Here is an 18,865-nt window from a genome sequence, read left to right on the forward strand (position 1 = left end):
GATTTACCTCCTCTCAAAATTAGCGTCTTGTTTTCTTGTCGTCTGCACCGTGACCTTTGTAAGCACGTGTCGGTGCGAACTCACCAAGTTTATGGCCAACCATATCTTCTGTTACGTATACAGGAACGTGTTTACGTCCATCATAAACAGCAATCGTTAAACCGATGAAGTTCGGGAAGATTGTAGAACGGCGTGACCAAGTTTTAATAACTTGTTTTTTCTCAGAAGCCTCTTGTGCTTCCACTTTTTTCATTAAGTGGTCATCAACAAAAGGTCCTTTTTTCAAGCTGCGACCCATGTAGGAACCTCCCTTCGTGATTCCACCACGGCTCTCACATAGAACCGTAGTTTAACCACTTTATTTTTTACGACTACGGATGATGAATTTATCCGATTTGTTTTTCTTCTTGCGAGTTTTGTAACCAAGTGCTGGTTTACCCCAAGGAGTCATTGGTGATTTACGTCCGATTGGAGAGCGTCCTTCACCACCGCCGTGTGGGTGATCGTTAGGGTTCATTACAGAACCACGAACTTCTGGGCGTTTACCTAACCAACGGCTACGACCTGCTTTACCGATGTGTACTAGTTCGTGTTGTTCGTTACCAACTTGACCGATTGTAGCACGGCAAGTAGCTAACACTAAACGTACTTCACCAGATTGTAGACGAACGATTACGTATTTGTCTTCACGACCAAGTACTTGAGCAGAAGTACCGGCAGAACGTACTAATTGTCCACCTTTACCAGGTTTTAACTCGATGTTATGGATTGTAGTACCCATTGGAATGTTTGCTAATGGTAATGTGTTACCTACTTTAATATCAGCATCTGGACCAGATACGATTGTTTGACCAACCTCTAGACCTTTTGGTGCTAAGATGTAAGCTTTTGCTCCATCAGCGTAGTTGATTAATGCGATATTCGCAGAACGGTTTGGATCATATTCGATAGTAGCAACTTTAGCCGGAATGCCATCTTTTACACGTTTGAAATCGATAACACGGTATTGCTTCTTATGTCCACCGCCATGATGACGAACAGTGATTTTACCTTGGTTGTTACGACCAGCTTTGCGTTTAGTTGGTTCAAGCAATGATTTCTCAGGCTTGTTAGTTGTAATTTCCGCAAAGTCTAAAGACGTCATATTACGACGACCATTAGAGGTAGGTTTATACTTTTTAATCGCCATTGTGTTTCCCTCCTTCTTGAGTGTTCAAATCATAAATCCATAAAGGATTACACTTCGAATAATTCGATTTCTTTGCTATCAGCAGTTAATTTAACAATCGCTTTACGACGTTTGTTAGTGTAACCACCGTAACGGCCTACGCGTTTGAATTTACCTTTGTAGTTAAGAACATTTACTTTCTCAACTGTTACGCCAAAGATTTCTTCTACAGCGTCTTTTACTTGAGTTTTGTTAGCGCGAGTGTCTACTTCGAAAGTATACTTTTTCTCTGCCATAAGCTCTGAAGAACGCTCAGTAATGACTGGACGTTTTAAAATATCACGTGCTTCCATTATCCAAGCACCTCCTCAACTTTTTCTACTGCAGATTTTGTGAATACAACTTTATCATGACCTAATAGATCAAGAACGTTAATTCCATTTGCAGTTAAAACTGTTACACCAGGGATGTTACGAGCAGATAATGCTACATTTTCATCTAGGTCAGCAGTAACGAATAAAGATTTTTTCTCTAAAGAAAGATCTTTAAGGATTTTTGTGAATTCTTTTGTTTTTGGTGCTGCTAGAGAAAGAGCATCAAGAACTAAGAAGTTCTGTTCTACTACTTTAGCTGATAAAGCAGATTTAAGAGCTAAGCGACGAACTTTTTTAGGTAATTTGTAAGAGTAGCTACGTGGAGTTGGACCGAATACGATACCACCACCGCGCCATTGTGGAGAACGGATAGAACCTTGACGAGCACGACCAGTTCCTTTTTGACGCCATGGCTTACGACCACCACCAGCAACTTCAGAACGGTTTTTAACTTTGTGATTACCTTGACGAAGAGAAGCGCGTTGTGCTACTACAGCGTCGAATAATACTGCTTCATTTGGCTCGATTCCAAAAATCGCATCGTTTAATTCGATTTCACCAACTGAAGCACCTGTTTGACTAAGTACAGATACTTTTGTCATTCCTGTTTCCTCCTTTCCTTAGGTGATTACTTAGCTTTAATTGCAGTTTTAACTGTAACTAGAGCTTTTTTAGAACCAGGAACATTACCTTTAACAAGTAGTAAGTTACGTTCCGCATCAACTTTCACGATTTCTAAGTTTTGGATTGTAACTACAGTGCCACCCATTTGACCAGGTAATTTCTTTTGTTTGAATACGCGGTTCGGAGCAACTGGACCCATTGAACCAGGACGACGGTGGTAACGAGAACCGTGGGCCATAGGACCACGAGATTGACCATGGCGTTTAATTACACCTTGGAAACCTTTACCTTTAGTAACACCTGTTACATCAATTACATCGCCTTCTGCGAAAATTTCTACTTTGACTTCTTGACCAACTTCGTATTCTCCAACGTTTACGTTGCGGAATTCACGAATGAAGCGCTTAGGAGCAGTGTTCGCTTTTGCTACGTGACCTTGTTCTGGTTTGTTAGAAAGCTTAACACGCTTGTCTTCGAAACCAACTTGGATCGCTTCGTAGCCGTCTGTTTCAGCAGTTTTCTTTTGAAGTACTACGTTTGGAGTAGCTTCGATAACTGTTACTGGAATTAAATCGCCGTTTTCAGCGAAAACTTGTGTCATACCAATTTTTCTACCTAAGATTCCTTTAGCCATTTGTCACACCTCCTGTAAGTTTTAAAAAAGTTATATTTTTTACCATTAAAGTTTGATTTCGATATCAACGCCAGATGGTAAATCAAGTTTCATTAACGCATCAACAGTTTGTGGTGTTGGGTTAACGATATCGATCAGACGTTTATGCGTACGCATTTCGAATTGTTCACGAGAATCTTTGTACTTGTGAACAGCACGAAGAATTGTGTACACAGACTTCTCAGTTGGAAGTGGAATCGGACCTGATACACTTGCACCTGAACGTTTTGCAGTTTCCACAATTTTTTCAGCAGACTGATCTAAAATACGGTGATCATACGCTTTTAAACGAATACGAATCTTTTGTTTTGCCATTATTTTCCCTCCTTCTCGCCTATTTTCTAGACATTCTCCACGAAAATTCTCCTACACACCGCCATGGCAAAGCGGCCGGGTGTGTCGGCAACCTCTCGTTTCATCGCAGTCAAAGACCAACATTCAACATTATACACAATAAAAAAAGAATAAGCAAGTCTTTTCGCTAAATTCTTTTAAATGTTGCAGATATTCTTACTACTAATATTTCTCGCTTATCTAAGCCGTTTACTAGTATATAAAATTCCCGTGCACATTGCAACACTTAAGACTGCTATATCAACGTTTTTGAATATTTCAAACAATTAGTTGATCAAAAAAAAGAGTTCACTAAAGCGCTGGTGCACTCACTTCGAGGTTGTAACACTTTATTCTAGACAAAAACACAATGCCCTCAGTTTTTGCGGCAATTATATTTAACAGTAAAAAAAGCAGCCTCTAATATTTTAGAAACCGCTCATTCTATCAGTTTATAAGAAGAACACACATGCAACCCAGCCAAATATAATAAGTGGGATGTTAATAAAAATAAACGTTGGCACACATGTATCCCAAATGTGATTATGCTGTCCATCTACATTTAAACCCGCAGTTGGTCCAAGAGTAGAATCTGAAGCAGGAGAGCCTGCATCACCTAAAGCACCTGCTGTACCTATAAGACAAATAATCGCCAAAGGACTCATTCCTAACCCTTGTGCAAGAGGAACAAATAAAGTTGCAATGATAGGTACTGTCGCAAAGGATGAACCAATCCCCATCGTCACTATTAAACCAATGACCAACATAATAAATATAGCTAGACTCTTATTTCCTTGAAGAATTGCTAATGAGTTCGAGATTAAGCTATCTACATGACCCGTAGCGTTAATAACAGATGCAAAACCATTTGCAGCAATCATCACAAAACCAATAAAGGCCATCATCTTCATTCCCTCAGAAAGAATCTCATCTGCCTCTTTCCAATTAAGTGCACCAGTAAAATACATAATCATAATGCCTGCAAAAGCACCTACAATCATCGAATCAGTATAAATTTGTGCGCATAGAGAGACAATTAAAGCCGCGGTCGTAGAAAAAATCACGAACTTACTGACATTAACATTTAAAGATTCTGTCTCTACATCATTATTTTTATATTGTCGAGGTTTCCGGTAAACGAAAAAGGCTACACATAATCCAATTAACATCCCCAGAACAGGTATAGCCATCGCTACTGGTACATCACGTGAAGATGCCTCCATCCCTGCCTTAGATACTTGCGTAGAAACGATATCTTGGAATATAGCTCCGAAGCCAGCAGGAACGAAACTATATGTCCCTATTAAACCAACAGCAATTAATGTTGCGATAATTCGTCGGTCAACCTCTAGCATATTTAAAACCTTCAAGATTGGAGGTATCAATAATGGGATAAAGGCTATATGAATTGGAATTAAGTTTTGTGAGAAAATAGACATCATAAAGATCAGTAGGAAAATTAAAACCTTTACTAAACCTTTTCGATTACTTGTACCGTTTTTATTTAATATCTTTAAAATCCCTGCAATCATTAATTCAGGAATTCCTGTTTTTGAAATGGCGATAGCAAAACCACCAAGCAACCCATAGCTTAAAGCAATAGTTGCCCCTGCTCCTAATCCTTCTGTAAATGATTTTACAGTTGCTTCAATGCCCATGCCACTTGTTAGACCTCCCGCAAAGGCCCCCAACACAAGAGAAAGAACAACATTGATACGGAGCAAGCTTAATATTAACATGACAGCTACTGCCACAATTACTGCGTTCATTCCAACACTTCACTTTCGTACACTAGATTACTAATACGTTAAACTTTAACCGTCTAATAATTGAAAGTCAAGATATTTTTATGCCCCTATAATAATCTTCCTAATTTAAACGACAAAAAAACAGTATGATCTTAAATAATCATACTGCTTTTAGGTTTCTTCCTATTATAATGATTCACGAATGACTTTTTTATAATAGCCAACGGAAAGTATAGCGAAGATAGCGTATAACGCTATATAGCAGCTCATAGCAATCCACAATGGCGCAGTTAACTCTGAGCCGAATAAAAACCAGCCCGACTTTACAGCAAAGTAACTATGGAGCAGCCCTATTATTAATGGAACACCAAAATTAAAGGCTTGTTTCATATAGATGCCTTTCATAATATCTTTTTCAGCGAAGCCAATCTTTCTTAATACCGTATAAGAACCTCGCTCCTCTTCAGCCTCAGACATTTGTTTAAAGTATAAAATACTACCTGTTGTCATTAAAAACGCTAAGCCTAAAAATGCTACTGTAAATATCGTTATTCCTAACGTTTCGATATTCACCTTACGCTCTTCTTCATAGGATTGTATAAAGTTTTCGCCATTTGATTGCATATATAATTTCTCTGCTAGAGCTAAATCACTTTTATTCTTTAGATTTATAGTAGTTTGATTTTGCCACATATCAGGTACATCATGAGCAGCTAACTTTTCAAACAGTGCATCTGGAACTACAAAAATTGGCCCCCCCGGCCCAGAAGTCACAGTACCACTTATAATACTTTCATCTCGAACCTCTTTAACATGAAGCGTTTCTTCCTTAGTCCCCTCTGGACCTCTTGGTGTGACAACTACATCACGATCCTTTTCAAGCGGAAACATCTCTGCCATATAACCACCATAGTTTGTTAATATAACATCATTATCCGAAACGGAAGCTTCAGGAACTAATTGTTGATAATCAGAAAGTGGAATTGTATAAATGATTCCATCTAAACCAAAAAGGGGATTATCCTCATTTTGCTGACTATCAGATAATAATTGTGTAAACGAAGCTGAAACACTCTGTAATCGGTAATCTCTTTTATCAAAAGCAATATTATTTTCTTCTAGCTTCTTTAAAAATTCCTGGCCCTTATCTTCAAGTAATACATAATCACCAGGCACTTGGCTATATGCCGACGATTCTGATGAATAATACGAAATATATGCTAAAGTTGTAAGCCCAAGTGAAAAACCCGTTAAAACCGTAATAAGCGTTAAGGATTTCGCATTGCCTTTCATACGATGCATAATCGGTGTTAATGCTAATACATCACGGACAGTTAAATGTCCATTTTTCTTAAGACGAATTGAATTTATAATAAATGCTACAGAGAAACGGAAAACAAGGAATGTTCCACCAATGGTAGTTGTTAAAATAATAATCATATTAAGCGTTAAATTACCCTGAGAGTTAATATCGAAAAGCTTCGTTGATGCATAGTAGCCATATGCAATAAATACAAGTCCTAAAAAACCAATAACCATTTGTAATGGGTTGAAACGCTTTACGCGCTCATCGGCTTGCTTGGAAGCACTGAATAATGATAGTAATGATACGCGATAAATCATCCAAGCCATTTGCACAAGTACAATTACTAGCAGAATGGCAAATACTACGATAGACTGCTGTAATGCCTCTGTACTAAATGTCATCGTCACAAGCGCCTCTTTTTCGAGTACCCGCAGTAATATCATTGCAAATAAGCGCGAACTAAAGAACCCTGCAAGCATCCCTAAAACGATTGCTCCTACAAATAAGAGGATACTTTCTACCGCTAATAAGCGTACGATGAGCCCCTTTGTCATCCCTATTAGCTGATACAAGCCTATTTCCTTACTGCGACGCTTCATAAATAGATGGTTGGCATATAGGACGAAAAACAAGACAATAAAGTACAGCATATAGGTTGCCGCAGCAAATCCCGCTTTGGCGGTACCGCTCTTGTCTACTGTAGCCAACACTTCAGCATTATTTTGCAATGTCACAAAGGAAAAATATAAAGTAACACTAAAAATAAGTGCGAAAAAATATAAATAATAATGCTTCATATTTTTCTTCATACTGCGTAGTACGAGTTTACTAAGACTCATAGCCGTCACCGCCTAGCACACTTTGCGTATGCATGATCTCTTGAAAAAATGCTTGTCTCGTTTTATCTCCTTTATATAGCTCACTATAAATAAGCCCGTCCTTCAAAAATAAAACACGTGTACAAAAACTCGCTGCTACTGCATCATGCGTAACCATCATAATCGTTGCTTTTTTTGACTCATTAATACTTTGTAGATTTTTTAAAAGTGCAGTAGCTGATTTTGAATCAAGTGCGCCTGTAGGTTCATCAGCAAATACAAGCGAAGGATTTGTAATTAGTGCCCGAGCCGCTGATGTACGTTGCTTTTGACCACCTGATATTTCGTTTGGATATTTATTTAAAATCTCAGCAATACCTAATAAATGTGTAAGCTCCTTTACACGGCTCTCTGCAACAGCCTTTGGTAGCCTCCCAATAGCTAATGGTAGTAAAATATTTTCTTTCACCGTTAGTGTATCTAATAAATTATAATCTTGGAAAATGAATCCCAATTGTTCACGACGGAAATTAGCTAACGCCTTCTCCTTCATACCACGTAAGTTTTGACCATTTATTTCAATAACACCTTCAGTTGCAAAGTCAATTGAACACAGAACATTTAAGAGTGTTGTCTTCCCAGAGCCTGAAGGTCCCATAATGCCAACAAATTCACCTTGATTCACTTCTACATCAATACCCTTTAACACCTCTTGGGCTGTTGATTTTTTACCATATACTTTTTTTACTTTACGACCAATTAAAACCGCCACTTGTAAACGCCCCTTTCTATAGTTCAAGTGTACCCTGTCTATGTCGTTAATTCGTGCGTTTTACATGACAATATAAAAAGGTAGGTGACAATTTCGTCATCTACCTGTTAGTTTGACATATTCATTTTGCAATGGAAAACGCAATGTAAATATCGAGCCTTCACCAACACTGGATTGAACAGTAATACGAACACCGATTTTCTGCGCCACATTATAGGCTAAATATAAGCCCATACCTGTCGATTGCGCTGATTCTCTTCCGGCTGTCCCAGTATACGATTTATAAAAAATTCGAGGTAGATCCTCCTTACGAATGCCAACACCTGCATCTTTTATATGTAGTAGTGTTGCTCCAGTTACATCTACTTCCGTAAAAATCGATACCTCTGAGTTTGTAGGACTATATTTAATGGCATTAGACAGAATTTGTCGGATTATAAAGGCTAACCATTTACCATCCGTCATCACTGCCTCTGTTAACTCTGCAACATCGAAACCAATACCTTTTTCAATACACCATGCCTGCATAGCTCTTATTTCCTTATAGACCACAGTCTTTAGCTCGATCTCTGTCAGATAATTATCTTTTTCAATAGAAGCTAAACGTGTTTGGTGTAGCTGCTGATCAACTAATAAATGTAGTCTTAGCCACTCAGTCTCTAATTTACGACGTAGTGTCAAATCTTCTATGTGATCCAGCATTAAATTAATTGAAGTTAAAGGTGCCTTTACTTCATGAACCCACGCTAGGAGTTCATCCGAATATTCCTGCAGCTGTACCTTTGCTTGATTTAACTCTGTGTTCTTATCATAAAAAACATCTTCAATTTTCGTAAGGTATGCCGTTTGAAAAGGTGATAAAGTCAAATTTTTGCTATGCACATCATCAAGTTGGCTTTCCACATTTCCCAGGAAATCATTTAGCTGTCTTACTTCTACTACATATCGCCAAATTAGAAAGATCATAAAACTAATAAGCACGCTAATATTCATATACCCAATAGATATTCCCTCTAATCCAGCATCTAAAGAAAATAAAACATTGATAATAACCATGATAAAAACGACAAAGCCTACCCATGCGAGGCGTTCTCTTAAAAACAAAATTAACACTGTCACTCACGTCCCTTGTGTTACAGCCATATAACCAAGTCCCTTTTTAGTTAAAATCACTTCTTGTAAACCTATATCCTCAAGCTTCGTACGTAATCGATTAACATTTACTGACAATGTATTATCATTAACAAAGCGCTCATCATCCCATAACTTTCTCATTAAATCATCTCTAGAAACTATTTGATTGGCCTTCTCCACTAAAATGCGTAAAATAAAAAGTTCATTTTTAGTTAACGAAGCAAAGTTACCCTCATACATAATCTCACTGCGTGCATAGTCAATAACTGCACTATTAAACCGTGTAACATCCATTGATTCTTCTATATAATCATATGTACGGCGTAAAATTGCTTGTACCTTTGCTAGTAATACTTCCATATGGAAAGGCTTTTGTACAAAGTCATCCGCACCCATTTGCATTGCCATTACCATATCCATTGGGTGGTCTCGTGAAGATAGAAAGAGAATTGGCACCTTTGAGATATGACGTATTTCACGACACCAATGAAAGCCATCATAGGCCGGAAGCTGAATGTCAATCAATACAAGCTGCGGCTTTTGTTCAATAAAATCATCCATCACCTTTTGAAAATCTTTAGGACCTACAACTTGAAGCGACCATTGTGCAAAACGTGTCTGAATCACTTCGAAAATCGATGAATCATCTTCAATCAGCAATATTTTCATCTCCATTTGCAAATTCTCCTTTCTATTCTCACTGTTATCGTGTTGGGATATTTCTACTTTCTTGGTATTTCACCTATTATGTATACATAAAATAATCTAATTAATCCTAGATTACCCATAATTATATTCTTATTTTAACATAAAAAACCAATCTGTAAGCGTCCCTACAGATTGGTTTGGAAAATTAGCTTGCGCTAAAATTATTTTTGGATAGAAGCAACTACGCCAGCGCCTACAGTACGGCCACCCTCACGGATAGAGAATTTAGTACCTTCTTCAAGAGCGATTGGAGCGATAAGTTCTACTGTCATTTCAATGTTATCGCCAGGCATTACCATTTCAACGCCTTCTGGTAAGTTACAGATACCTGTTACGTCAGTTGTACGGAAGTAGAACTGAGGACGGTAGTTAGAGAAGAATGGAGTATGACGGCCACCCTCTTCTTTTGATAAAACATAAACTTCAGCTTTGAAGTTAGTGTGTGGAGTGATTGAGCCTGGTTTAGCTAATACTTGACCACGTTGGATTTCTTCACGAGCTACACCACGAAGTAAAGCACCGATGTTGTCACCAGCTTCAGCATAGTCTAATAATTTACGGAACATTTCTACACCAGTTACAGTTGTAGATTTAGCTTCTTCAGTGATACCGATGATTTCAACAACGTCACCAACTTTAACTTGACCACGTTCAACACGGCCAGTTGCAACTGTACCACGACCAGTGATAGAGAATACGTCCTCGATTGGCATCATGAATGGTTTGTCAGTTTGACGTTCTGGAGTTGGGATGTAAGAATCTACAGCGTCCATTAATTCAACGATTTTTTCTTCCCATTCTGCTTCACCTTCAAGAGCTTTAAGAGCAGAACCTTTGATTACAGGAAGATCGTCACCTGGGAAGTCATATTCAGAAAGTAGGTCACGGATTTCCATTTCTACTAATTCTAATAATTCTTCGTCGTCTACCATATCACATTTGTTCATGAATACTACTAAGTATGGAACACCTACTTGACGAGATAAAAGGATGTGTTCACGAGTTTGTGGCATTGGGCCGTCAGCAGCAGATACTACTAAGATACCGCCGTCCATTTGAGCAGCACCAGTGATCATGTTTTTAACATAGTCAGCGTGTCCTGGGCAGTCAACGTGTGCATAGTGACGAGTATCAGTTTCGTATTCTACGTGAGAAGTATTGATTGTGATACCACGTTCTTTTTCTTCTGGAGCGTTATCGATATCAGCGTATGATTTAGCTTCTCCACCCATTTTTTTAGAAAGAACTGTTGCGATTGCAGCAGTTAAAGTTGTTTTACCATGGTCAACGTGTCCGATTGTACCAATGTTAGCATGCGTTTTTGAACGGTCGAATTTTTCTTTAGCCATTAGAGATTGCCTCCTCAAAATTATATGTTTATATTTTTAAAAAATTTATAGAATGATTGCTGATGGCGAACGGGCCCATCCACCATCCCACAATCATAGCTTACAAATTAGTTATACTTTATGCAAGATGAAAATTCAATTATTCACCTTTATTTTTTTTGATGATTTCAGCAGCAATTGATTTTGGTACTTCTTCATAATGATCGAATGTCATTGAGAATACACCACGTCCTTGCGTTGCTGAACGAAGAGTTGTTGCATAACCAAACATTTCCGCTAAAGGAACCATTGCACGAACAACTTGAGAGTTACCGCGAGCTTCCATACCCTCAACGCGTCCGCGACGAGAAGTAATGTTACCCATGATATCACCAAGGTATTCTTCTGGAATTACAACTTCAACTTTCATCATTGGTTCTAAAATAACTGCATCACATTGTTTCGAAGCTTCTTTAAGAGCCATAGATGCAGCAATTTTGAACGCCATCTCATTCGAGTCAACGTCATGGTAAGAACCGAATACTAATTTCGCTTTAATGTCGATTAGTGGGTAACCAGCTACTACACCGCGGTCAAGAGAGTCACGAAGACCAGCTTCTACTGCAGGAATGTATTCACGAGGTACTACACCACCAACGATAGCGTTTTCGAATTCAAAGCCTTTACCTTCTTCATTTGGAGAGAACTCAATCGTTACGTCTCCGTATTGTCCACGACCACCAGATTGGCGAGTGAATTTACCTTGAACTTTTGCAGAGCTACGGAATGTTTCACGGTAAGATACCATTGGAGCACCTACGTTAGCTTCTACTTTAAATTCACGGCGCATACGGTCAACTAAGATATCAAGGTGAAGCTCACCCATACCTGAGATGATTGTTTGTCCAGTTTCTGTGTCAGTGTGAGCACGGAAAGTTGGATCCTCTTCTTGAAGTTTTTGTAAAGCTTGACCCATTTTATCTTGGTCAGCTTTTGACTTTGGTTCTACAGAAAGAGAAATTACTGGCTCAGGGAACTCCATTGATTCAAGAATAACTAGGTTTTTCTCGTCACATAGAGTATCACCAGTAGTAGTATCTTTAAGACCTACTGCTGCTGCGATGTCCCCAGCAAATACTTTAGAAATCTCTTCACGAGAGTTTGCGTGCATTTGTAGGATACGGCCTACACGTTCACGTTTACCCTTAGAAGAGTTTTGTACGTATGAACCTGATTCTAAAGTTCCAGAATACACACGGAAGAAAGTTAATTTACCTACGAATGGGTCAGTCATAACTTTGAATGCAAGAGCTGAGAATGGCTCTTCATCAGAAGAATGACGTTCTAATTCCTCGTCACCATCAACATCAGTACCTTTAATTGCTGGTACATCTAATGGAGATGGTAAGTAATCAACAACTGCATTTAACATTGGGCGTACGCCTTTGTGTTTGAATGCTGTACCACAGATTACTGGGTAAAATTCTACTGCGATCGTAGCACGACGGATAGCCGCTTTAAGTTCAGCAACAGAAATTTCTTCGCCTTCTAAATATTTTTCCATGATTTCTTCATCAACACTTGCAACAGCATCGATTAATTTTTCACGATATTCTTCAGCTTGTGCGCGGTGTTCTTCAGGAATTTCACCTTCAGTTACTGCAGTACCTTTTTCGTCGCCGTAGAAAGTAGCTTTCATTTCAACTAAGTCAATGATTGCTGAGAACTGATCTTCAGCTCCGATAGGTAATTGGATAGGGTGAGCGTTAGCTTGTAAACGCTCGTGTAGAGTTCCTACGGAATATAGGAAATCTGCACCTGTTTTATCCATTTTGTTAATGAACACGATACGTGGAACGCCGTAAGTTGTAGCTTGACGCCATACTGTTTCAGTTTGAGGTTCAACACCAGATTGAGCATCAAGAACTGTTACAGCACCATCAAGTACGCGTAGTGAACGTTCAACTTCTACAGTGAAGTCTACGTGTCCAGGAGTATCGATGATGTTTACACGGTTGCCGTTCCATTGAGCTGTTGTCGCAGCAGAAGTGATTGTGATACCACGTTCTTGCTCTTGTTCCATCCAGTCCATTTGAGAAGCGCCTTCGTGAGTTTCACCGATTTTGTGAATCTTACCTGTGTAATAAAGGATACGCTCAGTAGTTGTTGTTTTACCAGCATCAATGTGAGCCATGATCCCAATATTACGAGTATTCTCTAGAGAGAATTCGCGTTTCATAAGGTATTTCTCCTTCCATATTGGGCTTATGCGATGTTTAGATTACCAACGGTAGTGAGCGAATGCTTTGTTCGCTTCTGCCATTTTGTGCATATCTTCACGTTTTTTAACTGATGCACCTGTGTTGTTAGAAGCATCAAGGATTTCGTTAGCTAAACGTTCTTCCATCGTTTTTTCACCACGAAGACGAGCATAGTTAACTAGGTAACGAAGACCTAAAGTTGTACGACGTTCTGGACGTACTTCTACTGGCACTTGGTAGTTAGAACCACCAACACGGCGAGCGCGTACTTCAAGAACTGGCATTACGTTATTTAGAGCAGCTTCGAATACTTCAATTGGATTTTCACCAGAACGTTCTTTAACAAGTTCGAACGCACCGTATAAAATCTTTTGAGAAGTACCTCTTTTACCATCAACCATCATTTTATTAATTAAACGAGTTACTAGTTTTGAACTATAAATTGGATCTGGTAACACGTCACGTTTGGAAACAGGACCTTTACGAGGCATGTGTTTTCCTCCTTTCGAATAGTTATCGATTTATTTTATAAGAATTGTCTTGTCATATTTGTCGCGCAAATTCCCAATCTGCTAGCGAGATTAGAAATTTGCGACAACTACTTAGGCTCATTATTAAGCAACGCTCAATAATGTTAAATTATTTTTTTTCTTTAGGGCGCTTTGTTCCGTATTTAGAACGTGATTGTAAACGACCGTTTACACCAGCTGTATCTAGAGCTCCACGTACGATATGGTAACGAACACCCGCTAAGTCTTTTACGCGTCCGCCACGGATAAGAACAACACTGTGCTCTTGTAAGTTGTGGCCTTCACCTGGGATATAAGCTGTAACCTCGATTTGGTTAGTTAAACGTACACGAGCGTATTTACGTAACGCTGAGTTTGGTTTACGAGGTGTCATTGTACCTACACGAGTACAAACTCCGCGTTTTTGTGGAGATTTAACATCAGTTAAAGATTTTTTAAATGAGTTATATCCTTTGTTTAACGCTGGTGATTTTGATTTCGTGCTTTTAGATTGACGAGGCTTACGTACTAATTGGTTAATTGTAGGCATCGGTATTTCCTCCCTTCATGTATTCCTTGTTAATACCACACATCCAGGTGGTTCATTTTTTGGGTAAAAACAAAGTCTTTGTGTTTAATACACAAAAACTACTCTACAGTAATCGCAACTACTGCAGCTCCAACATGGATTCCACAGGCCTTGCCCAGTTCCTTTTTTGACTCAACAAGAATAACTGGTATACCGTTTTCTCTCGCGAAAGATATGGCCGAATCGGTTACCCAATCGTCTGTATCGAGTGCCACAAAAAGTTCTTTCACTGAACCGGCTCGCATTGCTTTTACTGCTTGCTTTGTACCTATGATTGTTTGACTATCCCTTACTCTATCATAAGACATTTTCATATCCTCCGAAGTACAGACAGTTAACTATCAACCTTCAATATATTATCATTATCAATTTCGACTGTCAACTAATATCTTTAAAAAGCCCGAAGAGATGATAAAAACACATCTCTTCGGCACTTATTTTAATGATTATTCAGCAGAAACTAGGTCTTCTGTGTCAAGCTCATCTTTTTCAATACGAATTTGACGGTAACGTTGCATACCAGTACCTGCAGGAACAAGTTTACCGATAATTACGTTTTCCTTCAGACCAAGAAGTTCATCACGTTTTCCTTTAATAGCAGCATCCGTTAACACACGAGTTGTTTCTTGGAATGATGCAGCGGATAAGAATGATTCTGTTTCAAGAGACGCTTTTGTAATACCTAGGATAACAGGACGACAAGTTGCAGGGTTTTTGCCATTTAGCACAGCATCTGCATTTGCTTCTGAGAATTGGTGAATATCTAGTAATGAGCCTGGTAATAATTCTGTATCACCAGCTTCGATTACACGTACTTTACGAAGCATTTGGCGAACCATTACCTCGATATGTTTGTCTCCAATTTCTACCCCTTGCATACGGTATACTTTTTGTACTTCTTTTAACAGGTATTCTTGAACTGTTGAAACGTCTTTAACTTTTAACAATTGTTTTGGATCGATAGAACCTTCTGTTAATACTTGACCACGTTCTACAAAGTCGCCTTCTTGTACTTTTAGACGAGCATTGTAAGGTGCTGCGTATTTACGTGTTTCTACTTCACCTTCAATTGTAATCTCTTTTAGACCTTCACGGATTTCAGTGATGTCTGAAACAGTACCTGCGATATCAGAAATAACTGATTGACCTTTAGGATTACGTGCTTCAAAAATCTCTTGGATACGTGGAAGTCCTTGTGTAATATCATCCCCGGCAACCCCACCTGTATGGAATGTACGCATTGTTAATTGTGTACCTGGTTCACCGATTGATTGAGCCGCAATAATTCCAACTGCTTCTCCAACTTCAACCTCTTCACCTGTTGCTAAGTTCATGCCGTAACATTTTTTACATACACCATGTTTTGTATTACATGTGAATGCTGAACGGATTGTTACTTCCTCGATACCAGCCTCGATAACTGCACGAGCAATATCTTGATCGATTAAGCCATCTTTTTCTAAGATAACTTCACCTGTTTCTGGATGCATGATTGTTTTCTTCGTATGACGACCGATAATACGTTCATCTAACGCTTCAATTAGCTCTGTGCCTTCCATTAACGCACCAATTGTTAAACCACGGTCAGTTCCACAGTCATCCTCACGAACGATAACATCTTGTGCAACGTCAACAAGACGACGTGTTAAGTAACCTGAATCGGCAGTTTTTAGGGCTGTATCGGCAAGACCTTTACGAGCACCGTGAGTTGAGATGAAGTACTCTAATACCGTTAAACCTTCACGGAATGAAGATTTAATTGGAAGTTCGATGATACGACCAGCCGGGTTGGCCATCAGACCACGCATACCTGCTAACTGTGTAAAGTTAGATGCGTTACCACGGGCACCTGAGTCAGACATCATAAAGATTGGGTTTGTTTTCTCAAGCGACTTCATCAGCTTCGATTGAATTTCATCTTTCGCAGCACTCCAACTTGAGATAACGCGATCATAACGCTCATCTTCCGTGATGAAACCACGACGGAATTGCGCTTGAACTTTATCTACTTTTTCTTGAGCTACCGCTAAAATTTCGCCTTTGTCTGGTAATACGACGATGTCAGATACACCTACAGTAATACCAGCACGTGTTGAATATTTGAATCCTAGGTTCTTCATGCGGTCAAGCATTTTAGATGTTTCAGTGATGTGGAAACGTTTAAATACTTCAGCAATGATATTACCTAAGAATTTTTTACGGAATGGATTTACGACTGGTACTGATACAAAGTGTTTGCGCAGTACAGCTGTACGTTGTGCATCAACTTTACCTTTTTCATCAAGTCCATTATAAGCAGCATCTGCCTCAAGCTCTTTTAACGTTTCTTCATCAATTGTTAACTTAACAAAGTACTTGTCTGGTGTTTCTTCTTCTAAGTTGAATGCAGTTGGCTCATTAATGTATGGGAATGATTTAGGCAAGATTTCGTTAAAGATTACTTTACCAACAGTCGTTAATAGGAACATATTATTTTGTTCCTCAGTAAATGTTGGGTTATTTAACGAACTTGCTTTAATCGCAATACGAGTATGCAAGTGAACATTACCTGTATCATATGCAATTAATACTTCGTTTGGTCCATAGAAAATTGTTCCTTCGCCGCGAGCTGCTTCACGCTCAAGTGTTAAGTAGTAGTTACCTAATACCATATCTTGAGATGGTGTTACAACTGGTTTACCGTCTTTCGGGTTCAGGATATTTTGTGCAGCAAGCATTAGAAGACGAGCTTCTGCTTGTGCTTCTGCTGATAATGGTACGTGAACCGCCATTTGGTCACCATCGAAGTCAGCGTTATAAGCTGTACATACTAATGGGTGAAGACGAATAGCACGACCCTCAACTAGTGTTGGTTCAAACGCTTGAATACCAAGACGGTGAAGCGTAGGTGCACGGTTTAGTAATACTGGATGCTCACGAATTACATCTTCTAAAACGTCCCATACATCGTTGTTTAAACGCTCGATTTTACGTTTAGCAGACTTAATATTATGAGCAAGACCACGTTCTACTAACTCTTTCATTACGAAAGGCTTGAATAACTCAATTGCCATTTCTTTTGGCAGACCGCATTGGTACATTTTTAAGTTTGGACCTACTACGATAACCGAACGACCAGAATAGTCAACACGTTTACCAAGTAAGTTTTGACGGAAACGACCTTGTTTACCTTTCAGCATATGTGAAAGTGATTTTAATGGACGGTTACCAGGACCTGTTACAGGACGACCACGACGACCGTTATCGATTAATGCATCAACAGCTTCTTGTAACATACGTTTTTCGTTTTGTACGATGATACTTGGAGCACCAAGGTCTAATAAACGTTTTAAACGGTTATTACGGTTGATTACACGACGATATAAATCGTTTAAGTCAGAAGTTGCAAAACGACCACCATCTAATTGCACCATCGGACGAAGCTCTGGTGGAATAACCGGTAGTACATCTAAAATCATCCATTCAGGAGAGTTACCTGAATTACGGAATGATTCAACAACTTCAAGACGTTTAATTGCACGTGTACGACGTTGACCTTGTGCTGATTTCAACTCTTCTTTTAAAGAATGAGTTTCATCTTCAAGATCAATTTTGCCTAGCAATTTCTTAATTGCTTCCGCACCCATAGCTGCTTCGAATGTGTTGCCGAATTTTTCACGATATGCACGGTACTCTTTTTCAGAAAGCAGTTGCTTACTTTCTAAGTTTGTAGCACCTGGCTCGATTACAACGTAAGAAGCAAAGTAAATTACTTCTTCTAGTGCACGTGGGGACATATCTAAAATAAGGCCCATACGGCTAGGAATACCTTTGAAGTACCAGATATGAGATACTGGTGCTGCTAATTCGATGTGGCCCATACGTTCACGACGAACCTTAGCGCGTGTTACTTCAACTCCACAACGATCACAAACTACGCCTTTATAGCGTACACGTTTATATTTACCACAATGACACTCCCAGTCCTTAGTTGGACCAAAAATACGCTCACAGAATAAACCATCTTTTTCTGGTTTTAAAGTACGATAGTTAATCGTTTCAGGTTTTTTGACTTCACCGTATGACCAAGAACGAATCTTGTCAGGAGAAGCTAAACCGATTTTCATATATTCAAATTCATTAACGTCTATCAAGGAGCCTACCTCCCTCTAGTATAGGTCTTTATAAAGACTCTTTTACGCAGCTCGATAATCGTTTGCAAGAATCATGTCTCTTTGGCAAAAGATTAAAAATAGAATGATTTAATCAATTATGCCTCGGCATAATTGTGTCCGGAATCGGCTTTGTGTTTGCACAAAGCATTCCTTGCCGATTCCGTGACATCCGCCGGAGGCTTTAACTTCTTTCGGCGGGTGTTTGGACACTCGCTGAAAGAAGCTTAAATCCGCATTCATCTCACCACCTATAGAGGTGGGAGACTTCTGCTGAAAGAAGTTAAAAGAAAAAGCCGGACAGGGCGTTAAATCCTGCCCGACTAATTTGAAAAATAACTTTGACCGTGTTCACAAAAGTGTGAACTA

17 protein-coding genes are annotated in these 18,865 nt (G+C 39.1%); all 17 read right to left on the minus strand.

Annotated features, from left to right (window positions below; all coding sequences use genetic code 11):
- Positions 1–19 precede the first annotated feature (19 nt).
- The 17 genes from rpsS to rpoC all read right to left on the minus strand — a co-directional run bounded on the left by rpsS (position 20) and on the right by rpoC (position 18,478).
- Positions 20–298 carry a 30S ribosomal protein S19 gene (gene rpsS / locus ACQKOF_RS05825; protein ID WP_036151954.1) on the minus strand — a complete coding sequence of 93 codons (279 nt, stop codon included), beginning with the start codon at positions 296–298 and terminating at the stop codon, positions 20–22.
- A 60-nt stretch (positions 299–358) separates the two neighbouring features.
- A complete protein-coding gene (rplB, locus tag ACQKOF_RS05830) occupies positions 359–1,189 on the minus strand; it encodes a 50S ribosomal protein L2 (protein ID WP_009373990.1) in 831 nt (276 codons plus the stop codon).
- A 47-nt stretch (positions 1,190–1,236) separates the two neighbouring features.
- Positions 1,237–1,521 (minus strand): 50S ribosomal protein L23, encoded by a 285-nt coding sequence (gene rplW, locus ACQKOF_RS05835; protein ID WP_370043879.1) that lies wholly within the window; start codon positions 1,519–1,521, stop codon positions 1,237–1,239.
- Positions 1,521–2,144: a 50S ribosomal protein L4 gene (gene rplD / locus ACQKOF_RS05840; protein ID WP_053482812.1), complete on the minus strand. Its 624-nt coding sequence runs from the start codon at positions 2,142–2,144 to the stop codon at positions 1,521–1,523. The genes rplW and rplD overlap by 1 nt, the downstream gene beginning before the upstream one ends.
- 26 nt (positions 2,145–2,170) lie before the next feature.
- Entirely contained in the window at positions 2,171–2,800 is a 630-nt protein-coding gene (gene rplC / locus ACQKOF_RS05845) for a 50S ribosomal protein L3 (RefSeq protein WP_053482813.1), read from the minus strand.
- A 45-nt stretch (positions 2,801–2,845) separates the two neighbouring features.
- Positions 2,846–3,154, minus strand: a complete 309-nt coding sequence (rpsJ, locus tag ACQKOF_RS05850) for a 30S ribosomal protein S10 (RefSeq protein WP_004233624.1) — start codon at positions 3,152–3,154, stop codon at positions 2,846–2,848.
- A gap of 470 nt (positions 3,155–3,624) precedes the next feature.
- On the minus strand, positions 3,625–4,941 hold the full coding sequence (locus ACQKOF_RS05855) for a Na+/H+ antiporter family protein (RefSeq protein WP_427554533.1): 1,317 nt from the start codon (positions 4,939–4,941) through the stop codon (positions 3,625–3,627).
- 165 nt (positions 4,942–5,106) lie between these two features.
- Positions 5,107–7,065, minus strand: coding sequence for an FtsX-like permease family protein (locus ACQKOF_RS05860; protein WP_427554535.1), 1,959 nt, complete (start codon positions 7,063–7,065; stop codon positions 5,107–5,109).
- Positions 7,055–7,816, minus strand: a complete 762-nt coding sequence (locus tag ACQKOF_RS05865) for an ABC transporter ATP-binding protein (RefSeq protein WP_370077728.1) — start codon at positions 7,814–7,816, stop codon at positions 7,055–7,057. Before ACQKOF_RS05865 ends, ACQKOF_RS05860 begins: the two co-directional genes overlap by 11 nt.
- A gap of 96 nt (positions 7,817–7,912) precedes the next feature.
- The gene (locus ACQKOF_RS05870) at positions 7,913–8,935 is read right to left on the minus strand and encodes a sensor histidine kinase (protein ID WP_427554537.1); all 1,023 of its coding nucleotides are present in this window, start codon (positions 8,933–8,935) and stop codon (positions 7,913–7,915) included.
- Positions 8,936–9,625 carry a response regulator gene (locus ACQKOF_RS05875; protein ID WP_427554539.1) on the minus strand — a complete coding sequence of 230 codons (690 nt, stop codon included), beginning with the start codon at positions 9,623–9,625 and terminating at the stop codon, positions 8,936–8,938.
- A gap of 194 nt (positions 9,626–9,819) precedes the next feature.
- Positions 9,820–11,007: an elongation factor Tu gene (gene tuf, locus ACQKOF_RS05880; RefSeq protein WP_427554541.1), complete on the minus strand. Its 1,188-nt coding sequence runs from the start codon at positions 11,005–11,007 to the stop codon at positions 9,820–9,822.
- 139 nt (positions 11,008–11,146) lie between these two features.
- Positions 11,147–13,225 (minus strand): elongation factor G, encoded by a 2,079-nt coding sequence (gene fusA, locus ACQKOF_RS05885; protein ID WP_427554543.1) that lies wholly within the window; start codon positions 13,223–13,225, stop codon positions 11,147–11,149.
- Positions 13,226–13,267: 42 nt separating this feature from the next.
- Entirely contained in the window at positions 13,268–13,738 is a 471-nt protein-coding gene (rpsG, locus tag ACQKOF_RS05890; protein ID WP_036123710.1) for a 30S ribosomal protein S7, read from the minus strand.
- 148 nt (positions 13,739–13,886) lie between these two features.
- Positions 13,887–14,306, minus strand: coding sequence for a 30S ribosomal protein S12 (gene rpsL, locus ACQKOF_RS05895; protein ID WP_008181595.1), 420 nt, complete (start codon positions 14,304–14,306; stop codon positions 13,887–13,889).
- Positions 14,307–14,404: 98 nt separating this feature from the next.
- Positions 14,405–14,653: a ribosomal L7Ae/L30e/S12e/Gadd45 family protein gene (locus ACQKOF_RS05900; RefSeq protein WP_427554545.1), complete on the minus strand. Its 249-nt coding sequence runs from the start codon at positions 14,651–14,653 to the stop codon at positions 14,405–14,407.
- A 138-nt stretch (positions 14,654–14,791) separates the two neighbouring features.
- Positions 14,792–18,478, minus strand: a complete 3,687-nt coding sequence (gene rpoC, locus ACQKOF_RS05905; RefSeq protein ID WP_427554547.1) for a DNA-directed RNA polymerase subunit beta' — start codon at positions 18,476–18,478, stop codon at positions 14,792–14,794.
- Between the last annotated feature and the right edge of the window lie 387 nt (positions 18,479–18,865).

This window comes from Lysinibacillus sp. NPDC093190, assembly GCF_050280425.1.
Classification (GTDB): Bacteria; Bacillota; Bacilli; order Bacillales_A; family Planococcaceae; genus Lysinibacillus.

Coding starts and splice junctions, on each gene's coding strand:
- rplC (WP_053482813.1), bottom strand. CDS start 2,800: ATGGCTAAAGGAATCTTAGGTAGAAAAATTGGTATGACACAAGTTTTC.
- rpsS (WP_036151954.1), bottom strand. CDS start 298: ATGGGTCGCAGCTTGAAAAAAGGACCTTTTGTTGATGACCACTTAATG.
- ACQKOF_RS05855 (WP_427554533.1), bottom strand. CDS start 4,941: ATGAACGCAGTAATTGTGGCAGTAGCTGTCATGTTAATATTAAGCTTG.
- fusA (WP_427554543.1), bottom strand. CDS start 13,225: ATGAAACGCGAATTCTCTCTAGAGAATACTCGTAATATTGGGATCATG.
- ACQKOF_RS05900 (WP_427554545.1), bottom strand. CDS start 14,653: ATGTCTTATGATAGAGTAAGGGATAGTCAAACAATCATAGGTACAAAG.
- tuf (WP_427554541.1), bottom strand. CDS start 11,007: ATGGCTAAAGAAAAATTCGACCGTTCAAAAACGCATGCTAACATTGGT.
- ACQKOF_RS05875 (WP_427554539.1), bottom strand. CDS start 9,625: ATGGAGATGAAAATATTGCTGATTGAAGATGATTCATCGATTTTCGAA.
- rplB (WP_009373990.1), bottom strand. CDS start 1,189: ATGGCGATTAAAAAGTATAAACCTACCTCTAATGGTCGTCGTAATATG.
- rpsJ (WP_004233624.1), bottom strand. CDS start 3,154: ATGGCAAAACAAAAGATTCGTATTCGTTTAAAAGCGTATGATCACCGT.
- rpsL (WP_008181595.1), bottom strand. CDS start 14,306: ATGCCTACAATTAACCAATTAGTACGTAAGCCTCGTCAATCTAAAAGC.
- rpsG (WP_036123710.1), bottom strand. CDS start 13,738: ATGCCTCGTAAAGGTCCTGTTTCCAAACGTGACGTGTTACCAGATCCA.
- rplD (WP_053482812.1), bottom strand. CDS start 2,144: ATGACAAAAGTATCTGTACTTAGTCAAACAGGTGCTTCAGTTGGTGAA.
- ACQKOF_RS05860 (WP_427554535.1), bottom strand. CDS start 7,065: ATGAGTCTTAGTAAACTCGTACTACGCAGTATGAAGAAAAATATGAAG.
- rplW (WP_370043879.1), bottom strand. CDS start 1,521: ATGGAAGCACGTGATATTTTAAAACGTCCAGTCATTACTGAGCGTTCT.